A 19,574-nucleotide genomic window follows, 5' to 3' on the forward strand; every position below is an offset into this window, starting at 1 on the left:
AGACGTTCATTGGATGGACTGTTTACACCGCACTGTGCGGATCGTAAATGGTAGCGGCGGGCGGACTCGAACCGCCACGGGTTTTACCCCAACGGATTTTGAATCCGTCGTGTCTACCAATTTCACCACGCCGCCATCGGAGAGTGCTGGGGATTATACTGAGGTTGAATCTGAAAGCAATAACAAGTGCCGGACTTCCTTGTTCCGGCAGGCTTTTTACAAGCGATCGAACAACGACAGCTGGGAGACCTGGGCAAACGACTGCTGTGCAGCCTGCAGCACGAAGCTCTGGAAGCTCAAGTTGCTGATAGCTTCGGCGTAGTCCACGTCACGCAGTTGCGAACGAATGTCCTCACTGTACACAGACGAGTCTTCCAGGAACGATTTGGTAGAGTCCACGGCGTTCAGGCGCCCGCCGATTTCCGTTTGCTTCTGAACAATGCTTTCCTGGGCATTGTCCAGATTCTGCAAAGACGCTGCGATCAGGTCGTCATAGGCCGCCTGCCCGGCCGGCGAACCTTTGTCGATGTTATCGAGGCCGTCAATCAGGTTTTCGATGGTAGCAAACACCGACTGCCTCTCCCCCGCGCGAAGGGTGAACTCATCGCCATCGCCCGCATCGGTAATCGTCGCCTGCACACCGGCAACTTCGAAGGACTCACCACTGGTATACGCCGCTGGAGTCACAGTCAGGGGATCGCCGGTGCGGCTATTCACAGCACTGACCGTTCCCGCAACGGTATCAACGGTAATGGTGATATCGTCCGGTGAAACCGCCGACAATGCGCCATCATTGATCACCTGAATACCATCGATTCGAGCGGCGGCCGCATTGCCAGGGTCACTCTCGGCAAACACTGCTGCGGGAACCGAAGAGTAGATGCCTTTACCATGATCGCTGATAGGCACCGTTACGCCATCGTCGATCTCCAGCACCCGCTGGCCCTCATCACCCTGGTACACCCAACTGCCGGATGCGTCTTTCCCAAAAGCCGCGGTGGAACCCTGGAAACCACTGAAAATGTACTCGCCGGACGCATCACGGGTATTGGCGATGTTGGCCAGCTGCCCGATGCGCTCTTTCATTTCCGAGGAGATGGATTTGCGATCATTTGGTGACAGCGAGCCGTTACCAGCCTGGACGGTCAGCTCCCGTATCCGCTGGATAACATCCACCGAACTGGCCAACGCGCTTTCCTCCTGCTGCAACCGGTTTTCTGCGAGCCCAGCGTTGCGCTGATAGGTCTCGATCCGGGACAGCTCCTGATCAAGCTTCAGGATACGCGCCGCCGCAACCGGGTCGTCTGACGGTTTATTGACCCGCTTACCCGTCGAAATCTGCTCCTGGGTCTGGTTCAGGCTACTATTCAGTTCCTGCAGCCGGTTTATACCGCCGGAGAATATCTGTTGTGATGAAATTCTGATCATGTCACATCACCTCGCACTGTTACCGGAAACTCTGCAACAGGGTATTGAACAAATCCTGGGCCACGCTCACCACCTGGGCGGACGCATTGTAGGCCGCCTGGTACTGGATCAGCTTGCCGGCCTCTTCGTCCAGGTTGACGCCAGAGACGGACTCCCGCTGATTGGTGGACTGCTCCAGCAGCGTGCTGCCGGCGTCTTTATCCAGTTGGCTCTGCCGGGTTTTTACGCCAATGTCTTCCACCAACCCTGCGTAGCCCTCGGCGAAACTCTGGCTGCCATTGTTAAGGGTATTCTCGGTTCCCAGCGCCGCCAGGAACTCTGCATTGCGGTTATCTGAGACACCGTTGGTGTTGTAATTGATACTGAACGAATCTCCGGGCCTTGGGTTGCCGGAGATTTCGAACTGAAAGCCGAAATAATCCGGCGAGCGCGGATCCTCAGTAAACAGCTTGTTGGACTGGCCTGCCTGGAACACATTGACCGGAGGCACTGCCGCGGCATCACCTGCCTGCAGCACCGTGTTCGTGTTGGCGTCAACAATGTCATAGACCAGCTGGCCACCATCGTCACGGAACTGGATGTCCAGTGGTGGGTCCAGTTGCCCGTCCTGTCGGAAATTGCTCAGCAACGAATTGGTAAACGGATCCCTGACATCCAGCATCTTGCCCTGGTTGATAGTGGCATCACCGGTATTACCTGCAGAACCCTCCGCCCTTACCGGGCTCGCAAAGGCCAGATCCTCTTCACGATTGACTTCCAGGCCGATATTGGCCGCCGCGTTCCGGGTTGGCTCGATCAGGAAACTGTCACCGGCATTGAAGGTTCCCCCTTCAATACGGATATTGAACCCCGGCATGGATATTTCGGACTGAACAGGGTCCGGCAGGCGGCCTTGGTTGACCACCTCACCCGTGGCCCGATCCACCAATTCGAAGTTCCGACCGTCGCCGCCAAACCGCAAGGACCAGCTGCCGGCGGGAAGCTGGGAGCTGTCGATAATCTCGACCGCAAGCTGAGCGTCCCGCGGGGCTCCGTTATTGGTATTGGCAATCACCCGGCCGCGCTGGGCCGCCTGGGAGTTGATGTCACTGAAAAACAGCCCCCCCAGATCGCCCTCAAGGTCCATGCCAATTTCATGCTGATGATTGAGGGTTTCGGACAAGGCAATCGCAACCCGGCCGAGTTCGGCAAAAGCAGGCTGCAGGGCCTCTGATTCGAACCGCCGCAAACCGCCGAGTTTGCCGCCGTTGACCTGGCTGTCCACGTTCAGGGTCCGGCCACCGGTCGTCAGGGTGAATTCCAATCTGGTCGGGTCTTCCGCGTTATCGCGGGTTCCCAGTTGTGCCGCCCTGTCACCAACCACCAACGCCTGCCCATTGCGCAGCGACACGTTCACCTGGCTACCTTCCGCTTGCACCACGCTGATGTTGACCAGTTCAGACAACTCACGCAGTTTTTCGTCGCGCTTATCCAGCAACTCGTTGGGTTCACGGCCCTGGGCCAAGCCGGGGGATTCGGAGATCGCCAGGTTCAGCTGTGCAATGCTTTTCAACAGTGTATTGGCGTCCTTGACGCCCTGCTCCATCTGGGTCTTGACGGATTCCCGCTGTTGAATAAATTCCTGATTCAGGGCTTCAAAGCGGTTCACCACCTGTTGCGCCTCGCTCAACACCAATTGGCGCTGGGGCAACGATGCCGGATCTTCGGCAGCATTCTGCAGGCTCGCGAAGAAATTGTTCAGGGCATTGCTCAGGCCGGTGGTTTCGCCGCCAAGCAGGTTATCCAGGCGCGACAATTCCGAGTTCAGCGCTTCCTGCTCACCAAACAAAGAGGTGTCTTCACGCACCTGTTGCGTCAGATATTCGTTCGCCAGGCGACGGATGTTGGTGATGCTGACACCGGTACCGATAGAGCCCGCGCCGGTGCGCTGCGCCGACTGGGTTTCAAATTGCACCTCCTGACGGCTGTAACCCGGCGTGTTGGCATTGGTGATGTTGTTACCGGTGGTGTTCAGCGCCGCCTGGTGTCCGAGGATACCGGTCAGACCAATATTGATAAGTCCTGCCATAATGCTTACTCCTCAGCCCTACCCGTACCCATGGACAACGTTGCCATGGAGTCATTGTTCATAATGCGGCGAATCTTGGCACCGTAGTTTGGATCGGTGGCATAGCCCGCTTCCTGAAGCCGGTTTGCAAACAACTCGGGATCGTCCGCGGCCGCCAGCACATCCCGATAACGGGGATTGGATTCGAGGAACGAGACATAATCCCGGAAGCTGGATTCATAGTCCGGGTAGGCCCGGAACGCGGCCCGTTCGTTCATCGGCACGCCTTCGCGGAATTCCGTGGTGGCAATGTTTACGGACTCACCCTGCCAGCGGGTGTCTGCCTTGATACCGAACAGGTTAAAGCTGGGAGAACCACCGTCGCCTTCAATCATGTGCCGGCCCCAACCGGTTTCCAGTGCCGCCTGTGCAATCATCAACCTTGGGTTGATACCGCTTTGCGCCGCTACCTTTTCGGCGACGGGCAGGAGTTCACGGACAAACTGTTCCGGTGACTCAAACCGGCTTGGCATGACGGTGCTGATTTCCTGTGCAGGCTCTCTGCGGGCGGTGTCAGCCACCTGATTCACCTTGTCCATCTGCTCGGGCAGGCGCGGAGACAGCACCGGCATACTACGATCATAGTCCGCCAGCGCGGTCTTATGGGCCGCCATCGGCTCACCCTTCTCATCCATGCCAGGAATCTGCCGGCTTAGCTGGCGCACCAGGGCATCGGATATACCGGTGCCCTGCTTTTGCGATAGCGTCAGGCTCAACTGGCTGTCGAACATCTCTCGATAGAACTCCGACTGCTGACTGTTGAGGTAGTTACCCTCCGCAAACACATCACCGGCCTTGCGCATCGCTTTGACCATTTCCGACAGGAACAGGCCCTCAAACTGCTTCGCCACTTCCTCAAGCGCCGCTTCCTTGTCGGTCCTGGCCTGGGCCTTCAGCGCGTTCAGACCGCCGAAATCGGTGTAAACCTGGGCTTTCTGGAGACTGGAATCCTGCATCACGCCCCCTAAATCACAATCAGCTCAGCGCGCAAGGCGCCGGCCTGTTTGAGGGCTTCGAGCACCGCCATTACGTCACCGGGCGCCGCACCTACCTGGTTCACGGCCTGGACAATCTCGTTCAGGGTGACCGCCGGGCCAAACTGGAACATTCGGGCCGGATCTTCGGTAATGGCGATCTGGGTATTGGGCTCGATCACCGTCTCACCATCGGTGAACGGGTTTGGCTGATTGGCTTCGGGATTCTCTTCAATGGTGACGGTCAGGTTACCGTGGGTCACCGCCGCCGGGCTGACCTTGACGTTCTGCCCTACCACAATGGTGCCGGTGCGGCTGTTGATGACCACCTTGGCAGCGTCTTCCGCCGGATTAACCTCAATGTTTTCCAGAATCGACAGAAAGCTTACGCGCTGGGATGGGTCCCTCGGCGCCTTGACGGAGACCGAGGTCGCATCGTGGGCATACGCCATGTCCGGGCCCAATTGACCATTGATCGCTTCCACCACCCGGCGAGCCGTCGTGAAGTCAGCCCGCAACAGGTTGAAGGTAATGGTATCGCCACGGGTGAACGGAGACATAACCTCCCGCTCAATAGTGGCGCCACTGGGAATCCGGCCAACACTGGGAACGTTCACAGTGATCCGCGAACCGTCGGCACCCTGGGCGCCAAAACCACCGACCACCAGGCTACCCTGGGCCATAGCATAGACCTGATCGTCAGCCCCTTTTAACGGCGACATCAACAGAGTACCGCCACGTAGGCTATCGGCGTTGCCGATGGACGACACCGTAATATCCAGTTCCTGGCCTGGCTTGGCGAAAGGAGGCAGGTTGGCCGTGATGGTAACCGCAGCCACGTTGGCAAGATTGGGGTTTACGCCCGGCGGCAGGGTAATGCCGAACTGGGTCATCATGTTGCGAAAGGTCTGGTTGGTGAACGGCGCTTTGTCACCGGTACCATCCAGGCCAACCACCAGCCCGTAACCCACTAACTGGTTGTTACGCACACCCTTGATGCGCGCCAGATCCTTCAGGCGGTCTGCCAGCACAGGCGCTGCGATCACGGAGAGCGCAATCATCAGTAACCCAAACCTCAGCATCTTCATAGCGGGAACCACTCACTGTTAAAGAACCGCGCCAGCCAACCCATCTGGTTGGCCTGATCAAAGTCACCAGTACCACCGTAGGCAATACGGGCATCAGCAATTCGGTTGGAGGCCACGGTGTTGTCGGGTGAGATGTCCTCCGGACGAACAAGCCCCGTCAGGCGGATATACTCATCACCGTTGGTCAGGGACAGCCACTTCTCGCCTCGTACTCTCAGCACGCCGTTAGGCAGCACCTCAGTCACCGAGACTGTAATGCTGCCAGCAAGACTGTTGCTCTGATCAGCATCGGCTCTGGTTTTAAAATCACGCTCTTTGTTAAGTGAAGTACCGATCCCAAAGTTGTTCCTGCCCAGAATGTTTGGCTCGGGCAATGTGATTTCATTGTCCTTGATAATACGGGTGTCGGCATTCTTGCTAGCGCGGGTAGACTCCTCCAGATTAACTGTGAGCACATCACCAACGTTCAGAGCCACAGTATCTCCGTAAAGACTGTAGTTGCGAGACGACTGGTAGATGGCGCCAGAGTTGGGGTCACGCTGCATCATATTATCCGCTCGAACCGGCGTATAGGCGGGGTCGTCCGGCACAGGACGTTCTCGGCTAAGCGCCGTACATCCCTGAAGTATGACCAGTCCAGCAATCATCAATACCGAACTGATCTGGCTCAATCTGCTGTTTCCATGATACGCACGCGTCATAACTCTTCTCCCTGCGCCCTCTCAGGGTTAGCCTATATTATTCGTAATAAACTGGAGCATCTGGTCGGTTGCGGAGACCACTTTCGAGTTCATCTCATAAGCTCTTTGGGTGGTAATCATGTTGACCAATTCTTCCACAACTTCCACATTGGAGGACTCCACCATGCCCTGTTCCAGAGACCCTAGACCTAAGAGACCTGGCACACCTTCCGCCGGATCTCCACTGGCATTGGTGGCTTTGAACAGGTTGTTGCCGATGGCCTGCAAGCCCTGAGGGTTAATGAAATTAACAAGGGTAATCTGGCCAAGATTCTGTGGCGCCTGTTGATCATCCGTCACAGCTGTAACCGTGCCATCTTTGCCAATAGTGATGTTGGTGGCATTCTCAGGAACATTGATATTGGGCTCAAGAAGGTAGCCGTCCGGGTTAACGATGTCGCCGTTGGAGTTCAACTGGAACTGGCCATCGCGGGTATAGGCGATCTGCCCGTCCGGGAGCAGGATCTGCATGAACCCACGGCCGTTCACAGCCATATCCAGGGGCTGTTCGGTGACTTCCAGATTGCCCTGGGAAAACTGCTTGGCGGTGCCGACAATGCGAACACCGGTACCCAGCTGGAGGCCGGACGGCAGCTCCGAGTTCTGGGTATTCAGACCACCGGGTTGCCGGTCGATCTGGTACAGCAGATCCTGAAACACCGCGCGGTCGCGTTTGAAACCAGTGGTGTTCACGTTAGCCAGGTTGTTGGAGATCGTGGACATATTGGTGTCCTGCGCGCTCAACCCGGTTTTGCTGACCCAAAGTGCTGGATGCATGTCGTCTACTCCTTGCCGGGGGCGTTTTCAATGCGGCCGATTTTTGCCGCTTCTGCGCTCACCCGGGCGATGTTCATAGGGTTTATCAGAGGTTCTGCAACAGTCGTGCCGACGCCTCGGCATTCTCGTTGGCGGTGGTCATTATCTTTACCTGCATTTCATACTGACGGGACAACTGCAGGTTGGAGATCATCTCTTCCACGGCGTTGACGTTAGAGCTTTCCAGAAACCCCGACGCGACGCGCATAGTGGCATCAGGCGGCTCTGGACCATCCAGCGCCTGGTCCGCCTTGCGACGGATAAAGCCATCTGCACCTTTTTCCAGCGCCTCCCGGGGTGGGTTCACCAGCTTCAGTCGATCCACCTCAACCAACTGGTCCGGCGGACCGCCAACGGGAACCACGGAAATGGTTCCGTCCGCGCCAATCTGCACGTTATCGAACGGCGGCAGCGCCACCGGTCCGCCATTACCCATGACCATCTCTCCGCTGGAGAGACGCATCAGGCCATTGACGTCGATCTGCATGCTGCCGGAACGGGTGAATACTTCCTCGCCCTGTTGATTCTGGACGGCCAGCCAGCCATCACCTTCAACGGCGACGTCCAGCTTGCGGCCTGTGTCCATCAATGCACCGGCGGACAGGTCTGTTCCGGGCCTCTCTGCCATGGCATAGGCACGGGTGGGATGATGTTCACCAAAAACCGGCATACTGCGGGCCTGGGCGAAATCCGCCTTGAAACCGGTGGTACTGACGTTTGCCAGGTTATTGGCGTGGGCGCGCTGGGACAGCATGTTCTGCTTGGCGCCGGACATTCCTATATAGAGGGCTTTGTCCATGGGAAAACTCCTGCCGGAATATTGACTGTTTCCAGTCTTTCCTATGTTCAAGCAGGAGTTGTGCCATGTTCACATTTCAGAATTAGCGGAGGTTGATGATGGTCTGGGTAACCGCATCGGAGGTTTCAATCGTCTTGGCGTTAGCCTGGTAATTACGCTGGGCAATGATCAGATTCACCAGTTCCGCCGAAAGATCCACGTTGGACTCCTCGATGGAACTGGCCTTGATCGACCCCAGGGTTCCGGTATCAGGTGCACCGATAATGGGCTGGCCGGACTCGAAGGTTTCAACCCAGGTGGTTTCCCCGACAGGCGAAAGTCCGTTAGTGTTGTTGAACGATGCAAGGGCCACCTGCCCCAGGGACTGCGACTGGCCATTGGTGTAGCGGGCGAACAGCACGCCCTGGTCGGACACATCCAGGCCCGACAGCCTGCCAGTGGCATACCCGTTCTGGCGCTGGTCGTTTACGCCAAAGTTGCTCCCGTACTGGGTGGTATTGCCAAGGTCCAGAACGAAGGCCGAGGTGGTGGGGGGCTCTGGAATCGGCGTGGTGATAACCTCTCCGGGTGCTGGAGGACCGTCAGCGCCGTTCGGCGTGCCATCGGCGTCTTTCGGCGTCCAGTCACTGATCAGAATTTCGCCATTGGGGTCACCATTCACGGACTGCAGCTCCCCATCCTGGTCAAAGCGAGCCTGATAGGGGTTCTGATCGGTGCCCGCAACAAATTCACCGTCTATCTGCAAATACACTGACCACTCGCTGACACCCACACCATTACCCGGTGCTGGCTGCTTGACGTAGAACTGGGTCATCTCGTGAGAGTTACCCAGGCTGTCGTAAACGGTGGTCGATGTTGCGTGATTGTAGGTACGCTGATCCAGCGGATTGAACTGGTTGGTAATCTCAATGTTGCGTGCGTTCCATGAATCCGTGAGGTTCGTGGCGCCGCTGGTTGACGCAATATCGGTAATCTCCCGATCGGCCTGCGGCCTCACCGTGCCAACGGTTGTCTCCGGTGCCGGGTTCGGGCCGTCGCTGGTAAAACCGGCGGTGACGTTGTTGCCACGGTTGTCGATCAGCCTCAGGTTACCGCCTGTGAGCGACGCCGAGATCGTCGGCGCCTGGGCGTTGTTAATTGCAGTGACCAGCGAAGCCGCATCGGTCACACCTGTCGTATCAACGGGCACAGTGACCCCGCCTACCGCAAGGTCAAAGCTGAAGTTGCCAGCCGCAATGGCGGCGTTCAAGTCCGCCTCGGACATCCCCTCATAGGTGGTGGTCGCGGAGGCAGAGAGACCGTCCTGCCCATTGAGCACATCCACAACGTCAGCCGCTGAGAAATCAGTCGATCCCGCCGCGTTGATGGGCACGCTAACCACGCTGCCATCTGCGTAGGTGATTTCGAAGGTTTCAGACGGAAAACCGGTGGAGCCGGCGGGCGCCGTGTAATCACCCATATCGGCAACTCGGCGTTCCAACACGGTTTCCCGGGAATCCAGGTTCAGGTCCGAGCGTAGATTCGTGGTCCGACGAGGCGCCAGATTATCGGTTTCAACCTGCAGATCACCACGAATACCGGAAAGGTTACCGTCTTCATCGGCAACGAAGCCCTGAACCCGCATGTTCTGGTTATTGGTGACAAACCCGTCTTTGTCGACACCGAACTGGCCGGCACGGGAATACCGCACCTCACCGCCATTATTCAGCACAAAGAAACCGTCACCGTTGATGGCAAGGTCCAGGCCGTTGTCGGTGAAACTGATATTGCCCTGCCCAAAATTCTGCTTCACGTCCTGCACCCGCACACCGTCCCCAATCGGATTGGTGCCGGCACTCAGGAAACCACTAGCGTACAGGTCGCCAAACTGCGCCTGACTGCTCTTGAAACCTACTGTGCTCGCATTGGCAATGTTGTTACCGGTGACATCCAGATCAACCGATGACGCCCTTAAACCGCTAAGACCTGTGTTAAAACCCATACTCCACCTCTTACTGTTTCACCGGTATCAATTAATCTGCTGAACATCTTGCAGCGCGATGGAGCCCATGCCGGCCAGGTTCAGAGTAATGCTGCCACCCTGCCCCAGCGACACACTGTCGACATTGGCGCTGACCATGGTGCCGAGTTGCTCAAGCCCGCCGGGGTACGAGGCTTCTGCGACCACCTTGTAGCGTCCGGGTGGCAAACTGTTGCCGTTGCCATCCTTGCCGTCCCAGCTGAACGCTGTCTGGCCAGGCTGCTGCTCACCCATATCAATCTGCCGGACCTGCTCACCGGACTCATTCTCAATGGTGATTCTCAGCCCGGATGTGGTTGCCGGAACGGAAACGTTGCCGGATATCTCACCGTCCGCGCCAAGCACGCCAATGGATGAAGGTGCCAAGACCGTACGCCCGACCATTGCAGAGGCCTGCAGTGCCTGGGTGGAGCGGAACTGGCTGGCCATATCGTCGACACTGCCGGACAGGCTCTGCATTTCCTCCAGGGAGCTGAACTGCGCCAGCTGAGAGATGAATTCGCCGTTGTCCTGAGGTTCGAGAGGGTTCTGGTTTTTGAGCTGAGCGATCATCAATTCCATGAACTCGTTCTTGCCCAGCTCACTTCCGCTCTTGGCCTGATCCTGCTGCACTCGATACTGGCTCAGCACATCCGAAGCGTCTGTCGTGTTATTCACTACGCTCATGATTCAATCCTCGCTCGGTTACTGCTGACCCAGGGTCAGGATACGCTGCATCATGGATTTGGCGCTGTTCATAATGTCCACATTCATCTGGAAGCTGCGCGACGACGACATCATGTCCGCCATTTCTTCAACCACGTTGACGTTGGGGTAGAACACGTACCCATCCTCGTTCGCGGCGGGATGATCAGGCTCGTAGCGCATCTGCAACTCGGCGTCACTCTCGACGATGCCTTCAACCCGAACGCCTGCCCCCGGGCCGTTGTCGCTGCCAAACGCCATGCTCTGCTGAGACGGATTCAGCATGGACTGCTGTATCGCCGCGAAAACAGGCTTGCGGGCGCGATAGGTCTGATCCGTACTGGAACTGGCCGTCTCGGCATTGGCGATGTTGGACGCAGTGGTGTTCAGCCGCAGCGACTGGGCTGTCATACCGGAACCGGCGATGTCGAAAATGTTACCCAGAGACATGATGGTGCTCCTCAATTAATGGCTGCGCCCAGTTTTACTGGCCAGAGAGTGCCTTTTTGATGCCTGAAACCTTTCCGTCCAGGAACTGGAAACTGGCCTGGTAATCCATGGCATTACGCATGAAACGGGTTTGCTCCTGCTGGGCATCCACCGTGTTGCCGTCCACGGACGGCTGGTGCGGTACCCGATAGAGCAATTCGCTGTCCGCGCCCATGGGCGAGGTGTCCATATGGGACTCGTGGGTACGGGTCATGCCGAAACCACTCATGCTGTCCTGGGCCTTCTGCATCATCGCCTGAAAGTCCACATCCCGCGCCTTGTAGCCCGGGGTATCTGCGTTGGCGAGGTTGTTGGCCAACACCTCCGCACGCTTTACCCTGCCTTCCAGGGCGTGCTGATGAATGCCTAATGCTTTGTCCAGGGAAATTGCCATAGTGCCTCCGATTCCTGCACACGGCGTTGGTCGTTTTGCCGTTTGTGCGTTCTTGCAGAGGTAAAAGCAATCGCGATGCCAGTTTTCAGGAGGTGTTGCGGTGTGCGGGCTGAGGCAGGTATCGGCTTATCCGAATCGTAAATTGAGGGCGGAAAGCGGCAAGGGATTTCCCCCGCGCCGGGGGCGGGGGCAACGGGGCGGCAACTAGTGGGGCCAGCGCCTGACAAACTCTTTGGGTTCAGGCCTGGGTATGCTGGGCTTGTGCGCACTGACACTGCCGGTATACAGGAACCCGGTTATGATCTCATTGTCCTGCAGCCCCAAGCCTCGCTTGATAGCTGGATCGTGCGCCATGGCACCGGTACGCCACATGCCTCCAAACCCGGCGGACTCCAGAGCCAACAACAAATACCCCATCCCCACCGCGGCCGACATGGACTGCTCGATCTCCGGCACTTTGGGATGGGACTGGTAAGACGCAACGCCAACGATCACCATAGGCGCCCGCAGTGCCTTCTTGCAGCGTTTTTCCCGCTCCTTTTCCGAGGCGCCGTCGCCACAGGTGGCGGCAAACAATTCACCCAGGGCGTTCAATGCCTCGTCTCCCTCAATAATCAGGTACCGCCAGGGCCGAAGCAGCGCATGGTCCGGCGCCCTCGCGGCGCAGGCAAAGGCATTTTCAAGCGTTGCCGGGTCCGGTGCTGGCGCCTCCAGGCGTGGCTCTGAAGATCGTTTTAACAGGGCTTCCATTACTGCTGTCATATCGCCTCGCTGTGGTTGATTTCAATACGTCAGTTCGGGCCAAACGACCGTATGAATTGTGGGACAGATGGTTTACTGTTAGTCTTTAGTCTAAGTACTTTCCACTATCAGACAGTACTATCTACCTTAAAAACGATAAGCGAGCCGGTAGACGCCCTATGAGCCAACAGCAAACATTCCGCAATTTCGCGGACTTCTATCCGTACTACCTTGAAGAACATAGCGATGTAAACTGCCGCAGGCTTCACTTCGTCGGCAGCCTACTGGTTATCCTCGTTACACTCTACGCCATTGTAACGGCCAAGTTCCTCTATCTGTTGCTCCTGCCCGTCATCGGCTACGGGTTTGCCTGGGTTGGCCACTATGGCTTTGAGAAAAACCGACCTGCCACCTTCAAACACCCACTGTACAGCCTGATGGGCGATTGGGTGATGTTCAGAGATATGCTCGTCGGGCGGATCCGTTTCTGAATGATGAGCGCACCGATTGACCTGCGTAACGCTAGTACCAGTGCCGGCAAGGCCGCCATGCTTGACGCGCAGAACCATCCGATCGCCATTCCGCCGATGCCCGACTACAAGGGCAGGATATTGGCGTATACGGCGACTGCCGGCATTATTGTGTCAGGCGTACTGCAAGACGTCTTCGGCTTGTGGATGCTGTGGCTGCTTTCAGGCGCCCTGACCTGGCCACACATTGCCCATCAACTTACCCGGCGAACGTTTCTCCGTAACTCATCCCGTATTCGCCAGAAAATGCTGTTAACGGATTGCGCCATCGGGGGTGGATTCGTCGGCTGCATTGGATTGATTGCGATACCCTCGGTCGCCGTGGCACTGATGCTGATGTTCAGTTGCCTGATCGTGGGCGGCATCCGCCAGTGGCTGCTAGGCACCATGATCATGGCCGCCTGCGGCGCCATCGGCGTTGCCATCGTGGGCCCCGCCGAGTCACTGCAGTCGCCGATGATCACCAGCATTATCGCGATCAGTGCCACCGGCCTTTATATCTGTGTGACTGCGTTCTATTCCCATCAGCAGGCCCGCGCGCTGATGATGGCAAAAACCCAGATCCAGAATCAGCGGGAACAATCCATTGCCCTGTCCCACAAACTCTCCAAGTACCTGTCACCGCAGGTGTGGCAGTCCATCTTTACCGGTGAAAGGGACGTGCGGCTGGAAACACAACGCAAGAAACTGGCCGTCTTCTTCTCCGACATCAAGGGTTTTACAGAACTGTCCGAAGAGATGGAGCCGGAAGCACTGACGGAACTGCTGAACCACTACTTCAACGAAATGTCGGAAGTGGCCCTCAAATACGGTGGCACCATCGATAAGTTCGTTGGCGATTCCATCATGATTTTCTTCGGTGATCCCACCAGCCGGGGCCAGAAAGAAGACGCCTTCGCCTGCGTGTCCATGGCGGTGGAAATGCGCAAACACATGAAAATCATGCGGCAGAAATGGCGCAGCCAGGGTATCAAGACACCGCTGGAAATCCGCATGGGCATCAGCACAGGCTACACCACCGTTGGCAACTTCGGCGCCGAGAACCGCATGGACTACACCATCATCGGCAAGGAAGTGAACCTGGCCAGCCGCCTGGAATCCCTGGCTGAACCCGGTGAAATCCTGATCTCCTACGAAACCTTCTCGCTGATCAAGGACCGCATCATGTGCCGCGACAAGGGCGAGATCACCGTGAAAGGCTTCGGCCGCCCGGTCTCCATCTACGAAGTGGTGGATTTCCGCCGCGACATGGGCCCCAACCGCAGTTTCCTTGAGCACGAACGCAGCGGCTTTGCCATGTACCTGGATTCGGAAAAAATCACCGAACGGGAACGGGAGTCCATCCTGTCTGCGCTCGAGGATGCCGCTGAGCGACTGCGCCAGGAAGAGGATTCCTGACCGTTCCCGCCTTTACACCTACTGCCTGATCAACCGTGGCCCTACCGCCTCTTCCGGGTCGGTACTGCGCCAGGGGTTGATATCCAGACCACCCCTCCGTGTATAACGGGCGCACACCGACAGCTTCTGCGGCTGACAACGGGCCATCAGGTCGGTAAACATCGTTTCCACACAGTGCTCATGAAAGTCCTGCTTCTGGCGAAAACTCACGATGTATTGCAGCAGCCCTGCCCGGTCCATCGCCGGGCCGGTGTAATCGATCAGCACCGTTGCCCAGTCCGGTTGGCCGGTGACCGGGCAATTGCTTTTCAGCAGGTGCGAGCACAGTTTCTCCGACACCACATCACCCGTCGCCTGTAGGCTGTCCGGGTTGTAGTCGTAGCCCACGGATTCCACATCCTCGTCGTCGATCAGCACGAAGCCTTCCGGCCGACCGACCGCTCTCGCTCCCTGATCAACACTGTGCAGGTCTACATTGACCGCCGCACCGCTTGCGCTCGACAGGTCACGGGCAATCACATCCCGAACCTGATCGGCGGAGGAAAACACTGTCTGGTTCAGGGAATTCAGGTACAGCTTGAGAGACTTGGACTCAATAATCGACGGCGACGCCGAAGGCACCCGAATTTCCGCCCAGGCGACTGCGGGCACGCCCCCGGTGCGCAACCAGGAAATTTCCCAGGCCTGCCACAAGTCTTCCCCGAACCAGGGCCAGCGGCCATCCTCCAGGCCGATGCGGCGACGGTTTTCCTCCCGTGCCACGGGAAACAACAATTGCGGATCGTAGGCATCCGGGTAGTCGCTGGATTTGCCCAGCGGGGCATCATTAAGGGCCATGATCAATCCTGGGAAACGTTCATCAGTGACGTATGCCCTTACCGCGCGCCAACATGCGCAGGGAAATGGCAGACAGAATGGCAATAAACAGCAGAATCATACCAAGGGCAACGTAGGGATTAACATCCGACACGCCTAGAATACCGTAGCGGAAGGCATTCACCATGTAGAGTATCGGGTTGATCATCGACACCCCTTGCCAGAACCCCGGCAGCATGTCGATCGAGTAGAACACCCCGCCCAGGTAAGTCAGTGGTGTCAGAACAAAGGTCGGCACAATGGAAATATCATCAAACTTGGTCGCCAGCATGGCGTTGATGAAACCACCCAACGAAAACAGCGCCGATGTCAGGAACACCGTCAGGATCACCATCGGCAGATGATGGATCGACAACTGCGTAAAGCCCAGTGACAGCAGCGTTACGATCAACCCAATGCCCAATCCCCGGGACATACCACCTGTTACATAGCCGGCGAGGATCACCCAGTTGGGCACAGGTGACACCAGCAACTCCTCAATGCTGCGCTGGAACTTCATGGAGAAAAACGACGACACCACGTTGGCGTAGGAACTGGTGATCACCGACATCATGATCAGCCCTGGAACAATGAACGCCATATAATCGAAGCCGCCCATCACCCCGATGCGCGAGCCAATAAGGTTGCCGAAAATAATAAAGTACAGCGTCATGGTGACCGCCGGTGGCAACAGGGTTTGTGGCCATATCCGCATGAAGCGACGGATTTCACGGGTGACGATGGTTTTATACGCGGTCAGCATCGCATCCGTTCTCATGCGGTTTCTCCCTGGGTGGCGTTACGGGGGTTGTTGTCCTCAACCATGCGGATAAACAGCTCTTCGAGTCGGTTGGCTTTGGTGCGCATGCTGACCACGCGAACGCCCTGCTCTTCCAGCTGGATGAACATGCCGTTCAGACTCTGGCCCTTTTCCACATCCACCACCAGGGCGCCCTCGTCATCCATGTGACTGAAGAAACCGTCGAGCACCGGTGCTTCCGTCAACGGCTCGGCGGTGTCCAGCACGAAGGTTTCAGAGCTCAACTGCTGCAACAACGCTCGCTTGCTGGTGTGACGCAGGATCTTGCCGTGGTCGATGATGGCAATATTGCGGCACAGGGCTTCCGCTTCCTCCAGGTAGTGGGTGGTCAGGATGATGGTGGTGCCCTGTCGGTTCATCTCTTCCAGGAACGTCCACATGGAGCGGCGCAACTCGATATCCACCCCGGCCGTGGGCTCATCCAGGATCAGCAGCTTGGGTTCATGCACCAGCGCCCGGGCAATCATCAGCCGCCGCTTCATGCCCCCCGACAGCATCATGGCCGGCGTATTGCGCTTATCCCAGAGCCCAAGCTGGCGCAGGTACTTTTCTGCGGACTCCGATGCCTTCTTCAGAGGAATACCGTAATAGCCCGCCTGGGTGGTCACAATGTCGAACACCTTCTCAAACTGGTTAAAGTTGAACTCCTGGGGCACAACACCCAGGTTCAGTTTGGCGTCCGATAGATGGGTGTCGATGTCAGATCCGAATACCCGAACCTTGCCCGCGCTTTTATTCACCAGTGAGCAAACAATGCCAAGGGTGGTGGACTTCCCCGCCCCGTTGGGTCCTAGCAAGGCAAAAAAGTCACCTTCGGCGACATGCAGGTCAATCCCTTTCAGGGCCTGGAAGCCGTCGCCATAGGTCTTGACCAGACCTTCGATTTCAAGTGCGTTGGTCATAGTGAATCCAGAGCTGCAGGGGCCGCCGACAATGCTGCTGCCGCGCCCAATAGTGGAATAGAAAAAACAAAAGTTATAACTGGAGGCCCGGAAAGTGAAATTCAAGTAGTTCGGCGCAATCCCGCTACGCCGACTAAAACCCCAAACTGCGACAGGTTTCCCGATATGGCACCAATGCCGTCCTTATAATGCCGGTTACAACAACTTACAAAAGGTCTTGCACCACCGACCGAACGCCAGGGAATGTACGCGCCACCATGAGATCCGTTCACTACACATCTGCATTACCGTCTCTGATTTGCCCGCTCGCATTAACGGTCCTACTGGCCGGGTGCTTCGGTGGCGACGGCAGCGGCGGAGATGACGGTTCACGCACGGGGCAGCTCATGCCGGCAGGTATCTCCGGGCTTACCTATTCCACAGCCAGCCGCAACGGCACCACCGACGCCAACGGACGCTTCAACTACTACCCCGGCGAACGGATCAGCCTTCGCGTCGGCAACCTGCAACTGGCGGATGGGATTCCCGCGCGGTCCATTGTCACCCCTCTGGAATTCTTCCCGGACCTGCGAACCGCGCTGGAGATACCAGGCACCACCGACGAAGGACTGCAGAACCACCGACTGACAGAACAGCAACTGATCCAGGATGAAGTTACCCTGATCAACATGACGCGGTTTCTACTGGCGCTCAACTGGAGCCTGAACCTCTCCAATGGCCAGGGCATCGACATACGGGAGCGGGTTATTACACAACTGAATGCCGCGCTACCCGACCTGGACGCGCCGATCGACTTCAATGTTCCTGAAAACGACTTCGCCGAAGGTGGCAACTCGCCGTCTCCCGCCAACCAGTTGCTGCAAAGCATCTGCTTCTACCCAGCCGACGATGAGCTTTGTGAAGACCCACCCACCGAAGAGGAAATCGCCAACGCAGACCCTCGCCCGGACGAAGAAGAGGACCGTGACGACGACGTCGAGTATCGGGAGGACCTGCAAAGCAAGCGCGATCGCATCCTCAACGCCGTTCGCAGCCTGGAGGATGTGGATGTCGAGGACGCCGAGGGTTATCTCACGCGGGAACTGGACACCATCAGCACCCAACTGGCCAACCGTTATTACCTGGACGATTATGTGGCGGAATTCCCTGCTTCGGACACCGCCATCAAAACCGTGCGGGTACGCAAGATAGCCGATCAGCCGCAATTGGATACCATTGAAGCCATCAGCACCCGCGATCAGGATGTGGTGGTGCACTCTTTCGATTGGCAGTCAGCGTCTGTGGAGTATTTTGTTGCGGGTGAATCCGGAGGAGAATCCGAGCTGTTGGTGAACTTCCGCCCCGAAGGTACCTACCGATGGGTGAAGAAACAGCTCAGGGTACTTATTCAATAATTGCTCGATAACCCGAGCCGTATCAGGCGCCGACAATGCGTGACAGGTTCCAGCGGGACTCCGCACCAGTGACGTCGTAGTGCTCCGGGTTCAACCCTTCCGTGCCATGGGGCAGGCACTCGGCCACTGTCAGAGTGTCATGCGCGCCACGCCCTTCATTGTATTTTGCAAGGTCCACGATCCGGGCGGACTTCAACGGCCGGTGATAGCAGTCCGTCATCACCATAACCTTCGGCCACAACCGACGCTCCGGCGCATGGGAAACCACAATACCGCGCTGACCATCGTTAAGCTCAACCAGGCTGCCGGTGGGGTAAATGCCAATGGCCTGGATAAACTGCTCTACCAGGTCCTCCTGGAATTCAATGTTGCGCATTTCATACAACAGCGTCACAGCGCGGGCCGGCGTCATGGGCTCCGCCGAAGTCCGCGGGCCAATCAGTGTCTCGAAATATTCCGACAGCCCCGCCACCTTGGCCAGCAGTGGAATCCGGTCGCCCCGGACACCTTCCGGGAAACCGGATCCGTTATGCCGTTCGCGGTGGCCCTGCACAACACTGAGAGCCGCACGGGATAAACCGCTGTCCGCAAGCTTCGCAACACCGCGCTCCACGTAAGTGCGGTACACGGAGAAGTCCTCGGAATCCAGCTTGCCCTCATTGGCAAGAATGCGGGCTGGAAGGTCCAGCTTGCCAACCTGAGACAGCAGGCAGCCCAGCCCAAGGTGATTGAGAAGGCCTTCATTCAGACCCAACTGACGACCACAGACCAGCGCCCATACTGCCGTATTCAGGGAGTGCCGATACGTATAGTTGTCATGGTGACGGGTGCGGCTGAGCCACAGCATGGCATCGGGATTGCGAACAACGCTGGAAACCATTTTCTGGGTGACGACAGCCACCCCTCTAAGGTCCGGCGTTTCATGCTGACGAATGGCCTCGAAAACCCGATTCAGCGACGCTTCCGCATCGATCATCAGCTTCTTGGACACCTTCAGCTCTCTGCGCATGGTCGTTACGGAGTCGTACTTGACCGGCTCCTTGATATTGAGAGGCGGCAACTGTACCGAATCTCGCTCATGCCCTGAGCGTTTGCTCGGGCGCCTGAAGATGCGTTTTCCGGGTTTGCTCTGATCGATGGCCTCGCGAACCTCGGCCTCATCGATAATCACCCACTTGCAGTGAGTCACCAGCGAACGCACGTCGTTCTGGGAGCGGATGTGAAAGCCCTGGATGGGGAAAGGCGTCTGATGCCACGGGCGATCGAGATCGGACACAAACATGCCAATCTCCAGATCGTGTACAGCAATTTTCTTTTGACGGACTCCCACGGGACACCTCTAACACGTGCACGAATCGATAATCACTATTGTGACGCCCGCTCAGAAAGAGTCCA

The 19,574-nt window shown here is 57.3% G+C and carries 19 protein-coding genes and 1 tRNA gene; 3 read left to right on the forward strand and 17 right to left on the reverse strand.

The window, feature by feature from the left end:
• Positions 1-48 precede the first annotated feature (48 nt).
• The 13 genes from AXW11_RS19195 to AXW11_RS19255 form a co-directional block, all read right to left on the reverse strand.
• Positions 49-135, reverse strand: a tRNA-Leu gene (locus AXW11_RS19195).
• A gap of 81 nt (positions 136-216) precedes the next feature.
• Entirely contained in the window at positions 217-1,428 is a 1,212-nt protein-coding gene (gene flgL, locus AXW11_RS19200; RefSeq protein WP_041333186.1) for a flagellar hook-associated protein FlgL, read from the reverse strand.
• Between the two features lie 19 nt (positions 1,429-1,447).
• Positions 1,448-3,496 carry a flagellar hook-associated protein FlgK gene (gene flgK / locus AXW11_RS19205; RefSeq protein WP_091642025.1) on the reverse strand — a complete coding sequence of 683 codons (2,049 nt, stop codon included), beginning with the start codon at positions 3,494-3,496 and terminating at the stop codon, positions 1,448-1,450.
• A gap of 5 nt (positions 3,497-3,501) precedes the next feature.
• Positions 3,502-4,491 carry a flagellar assembly peptidoglycan hydrolase FlgJ gene (gene flgJ / locus AXW11_RS19210; protein ID WP_041333184.1) on the reverse strand — a complete coding sequence of 330 codons (990 nt, stop codon included), beginning with the start codon at positions 4,489-4,491 and terminating at the stop codon, positions 3,502-3,504.
• An 8-nt stretch (positions 4,492-4,499) separates the two neighbouring features.
• The gene (locus tag AXW11_RS19215) at positions 4,500-5,597 is read right to left on the reverse strand and encodes a flagellar basal body P-ring protein FlgI (protein ID WP_041333180.1); all 1,098 of its coding nucleotides are present in this window, start codon (positions 5,595-5,597) and stop codon (positions 4,500-4,502) included.
• The gene (gene flgH / locus AXW11_RS19220) at positions 5,594-6,244 is read right to left on the reverse strand and encodes a flagellar basal body L-ring protein FlgH (protein WP_374700689.1); all 651 of its coding nucleotides are present in this window, start codon (positions 6,242-6,244) and stop codon (positions 5,594-5,596) included. The genes AXW11_RS19215 and flgH overlap by 4 nt, the downstream gene beginning before the upstream one ends.
• 81 nt (positions 6,245-6,325) lie before the next feature.
• Entirely contained in the window at positions 6,326-7,114 is a 789-nt protein-coding gene (flgG, locus tag AXW11_RS19225; RefSeq protein ID WP_091642022.1) for a flagellar basal-body rod protein FlgG, read from the reverse strand.
• An 85-nt stretch (positions 7,115-7,199) separates the two neighbouring features.
• On the reverse strand, positions 7,200-7,952 hold the full coding sequence (locus tag AXW11_RS19230; protein ID WP_091642020.1) for a flagellar basal body rod protein FlgF: 753 nt from the start codon (positions 7,950-7,952) through the stop codon (positions 7,200-7,202).
• Between the two features lie 82 nt (positions 7,953-8,034).
• Entirely contained in the window at positions 8,035-9,933 is a 1,899-nt protein-coding gene (locus tag AXW11_RS19235; RefSeq protein WP_075196860.1) for a flagellar hook protein FlgE, read from the reverse strand.
• A 27-nt stretch (positions 9,934-9,960) separates the two neighbouring features.
• Positions 9,961-10,638, reverse strand: coding sequence for a flagellar hook assembly protein FlgD (locus AXW11_RS19240; RefSeq protein WP_036208198.1), 678 nt, complete (start codon positions 10,636-10,638; stop codon positions 9,961-9,963).
• An 18-nt stretch (positions 10,639-10,656) separates the two neighbouring features.
• The gene (flgC, locus tag AXW11_RS19245) at positions 10,657-11,106 is read right to left on the reverse strand and encodes a flagellar basal body rod protein FlgC (protein ID WP_036208201.1); all 450 of its coding nucleotides are present in this window, start codon (positions 11,104-11,106) and stop codon (positions 10,657-10,659) included.
• 34 nt (positions 11,107-11,140) lie between these two features.
• The gene (gene flgB, locus AXW11_RS19250; protein WP_036208203.1) at positions 11,141-11,539 is read right to left on the reverse strand and encodes a flagellar basal body rod protein FlgB; all 399 of its coding nucleotides are present in this window, start codon (positions 11,537-11,539) and stop codon (positions 11,141-11,143) included.
• Positions 11,540-11,743: 204 nt separating this feature from the next.
• Positions 11,744-12,301 carry a nitroreductase family protein gene (locus AXW11_RS19255; RefSeq protein ID WP_075196861.1) on the reverse strand — a complete coding sequence of 186 codons (558 nt, stop codon included), beginning with the start codon at positions 12,299-12,301 and terminating at the stop codon, positions 11,744-11,746.
• Between the two features lie 158 nt (positions 12,302-12,459).
• Between AXW11_RS19255 and AXW11_RS19260 the strand changes: the two genes are divergently transcribed.
• Together AXW11_RS19260 and AXW11_RS19265 are read left to right on the forward strand one after the other, a co-directional pair.
• A complete protein-coding gene (locus AXW11_RS19260) occupies positions 12,460-12,771 on the forward strand; it encodes an Mpo1-like protein (RefSeq protein ID WP_036208209.1) in 312 nt (103 codons plus the stop codon).
• Complete coding sequence (locus AXW11_RS19265; RefSeq protein WP_036208212.1) at positions 12,772-14,208, forward strand: adenylate/guanylate cyclase domain-containing protein; 1,437 nt, start codon at positions 12,772-12,774, stop codon at positions 14,206-14,208.
• Between the two features lie 18 nt (positions 14,209-14,226).
• Here AXW11_RS19265 and queF read toward each other — a convergent pair whose 3' ends face one another.
• The 3 genes from queF to AXW11_RS19280 are packed head-to-tail and all read right to left on the reverse strand — an operon-like array spanning position 14,227 to position 16,785.
• Positions 14,227-15,045, reverse strand: a complete 819-nt coding sequence (gene queF, locus AXW11_RS19270; protein ID WP_036208215.1) for an NADPH-dependent 7-cyano-7-deazaguanine reductase QueF — start codon at positions 15,043-15,045, stop codon at positions 14,227-14,229.
• Between the two features lie 22 nt (positions 15,046-15,067).
• The gene (locus tag AXW11_RS19275) at positions 15,068-15,841 is read right to left on the reverse strand and encodes an ABC transporter permease (RefSeq protein ID WP_036208218.1); all 774 of its coding nucleotides are present in this window, start codon (positions 15,839-15,841) and stop codon (positions 15,068-15,070) included.
• Complete coding sequence (locus AXW11_RS19280) at positions 15,838-16,785, reverse strand: ABC transporter ATP-binding protein (protein WP_036208221.1); 948 nt, start codon at positions 16,783-16,785, stop codon at positions 15,838-15,840. Before AXW11_RS19280 ends, AXW11_RS19275 begins: the two co-directional genes overlap by 4 nt.
• 386 nt (positions 16,786-17,171) lie before the next feature.
• Between AXW11_RS19280 and AXW11_RS19285 the strand changes: the two genes are divergently transcribed.
• A complete protein-coding gene (locus tag AXW11_RS19285) occupies positions 17,172-18,179 on the forward strand; it encodes an organic solvent ABC transporter permease (protein ID WP_081899287.1) in 1,008 nt (335 codons plus the stop codon).
• Positions 18,180-18,201: 22 nt separating this feature from the next.
• Here AXW11_RS19285 and AXW11_RS19290 read toward each other — a convergent pair whose 3' ends face one another.
• Entirely contained in the window at positions 18,202-19,509 is a 1,308-nt protein-coding gene (locus AXW11_RS19290) for an HD-GYP domain-containing protein (protein ID WP_036208228.1), read from the reverse strand.
• Positions 19,510-19,574: the final 65 nt, after the last annotated feature.

The organism is Marinobacter sp. Hex_13 (assembly GCF_001566815.1).
Taxonomy (GTDB): Bacteria; Pseudomonadota; Gammaproteobacteria; order Pseudomonadales; family Oleiphilaceae; genus Marinobacter; species Marinobacter salarius.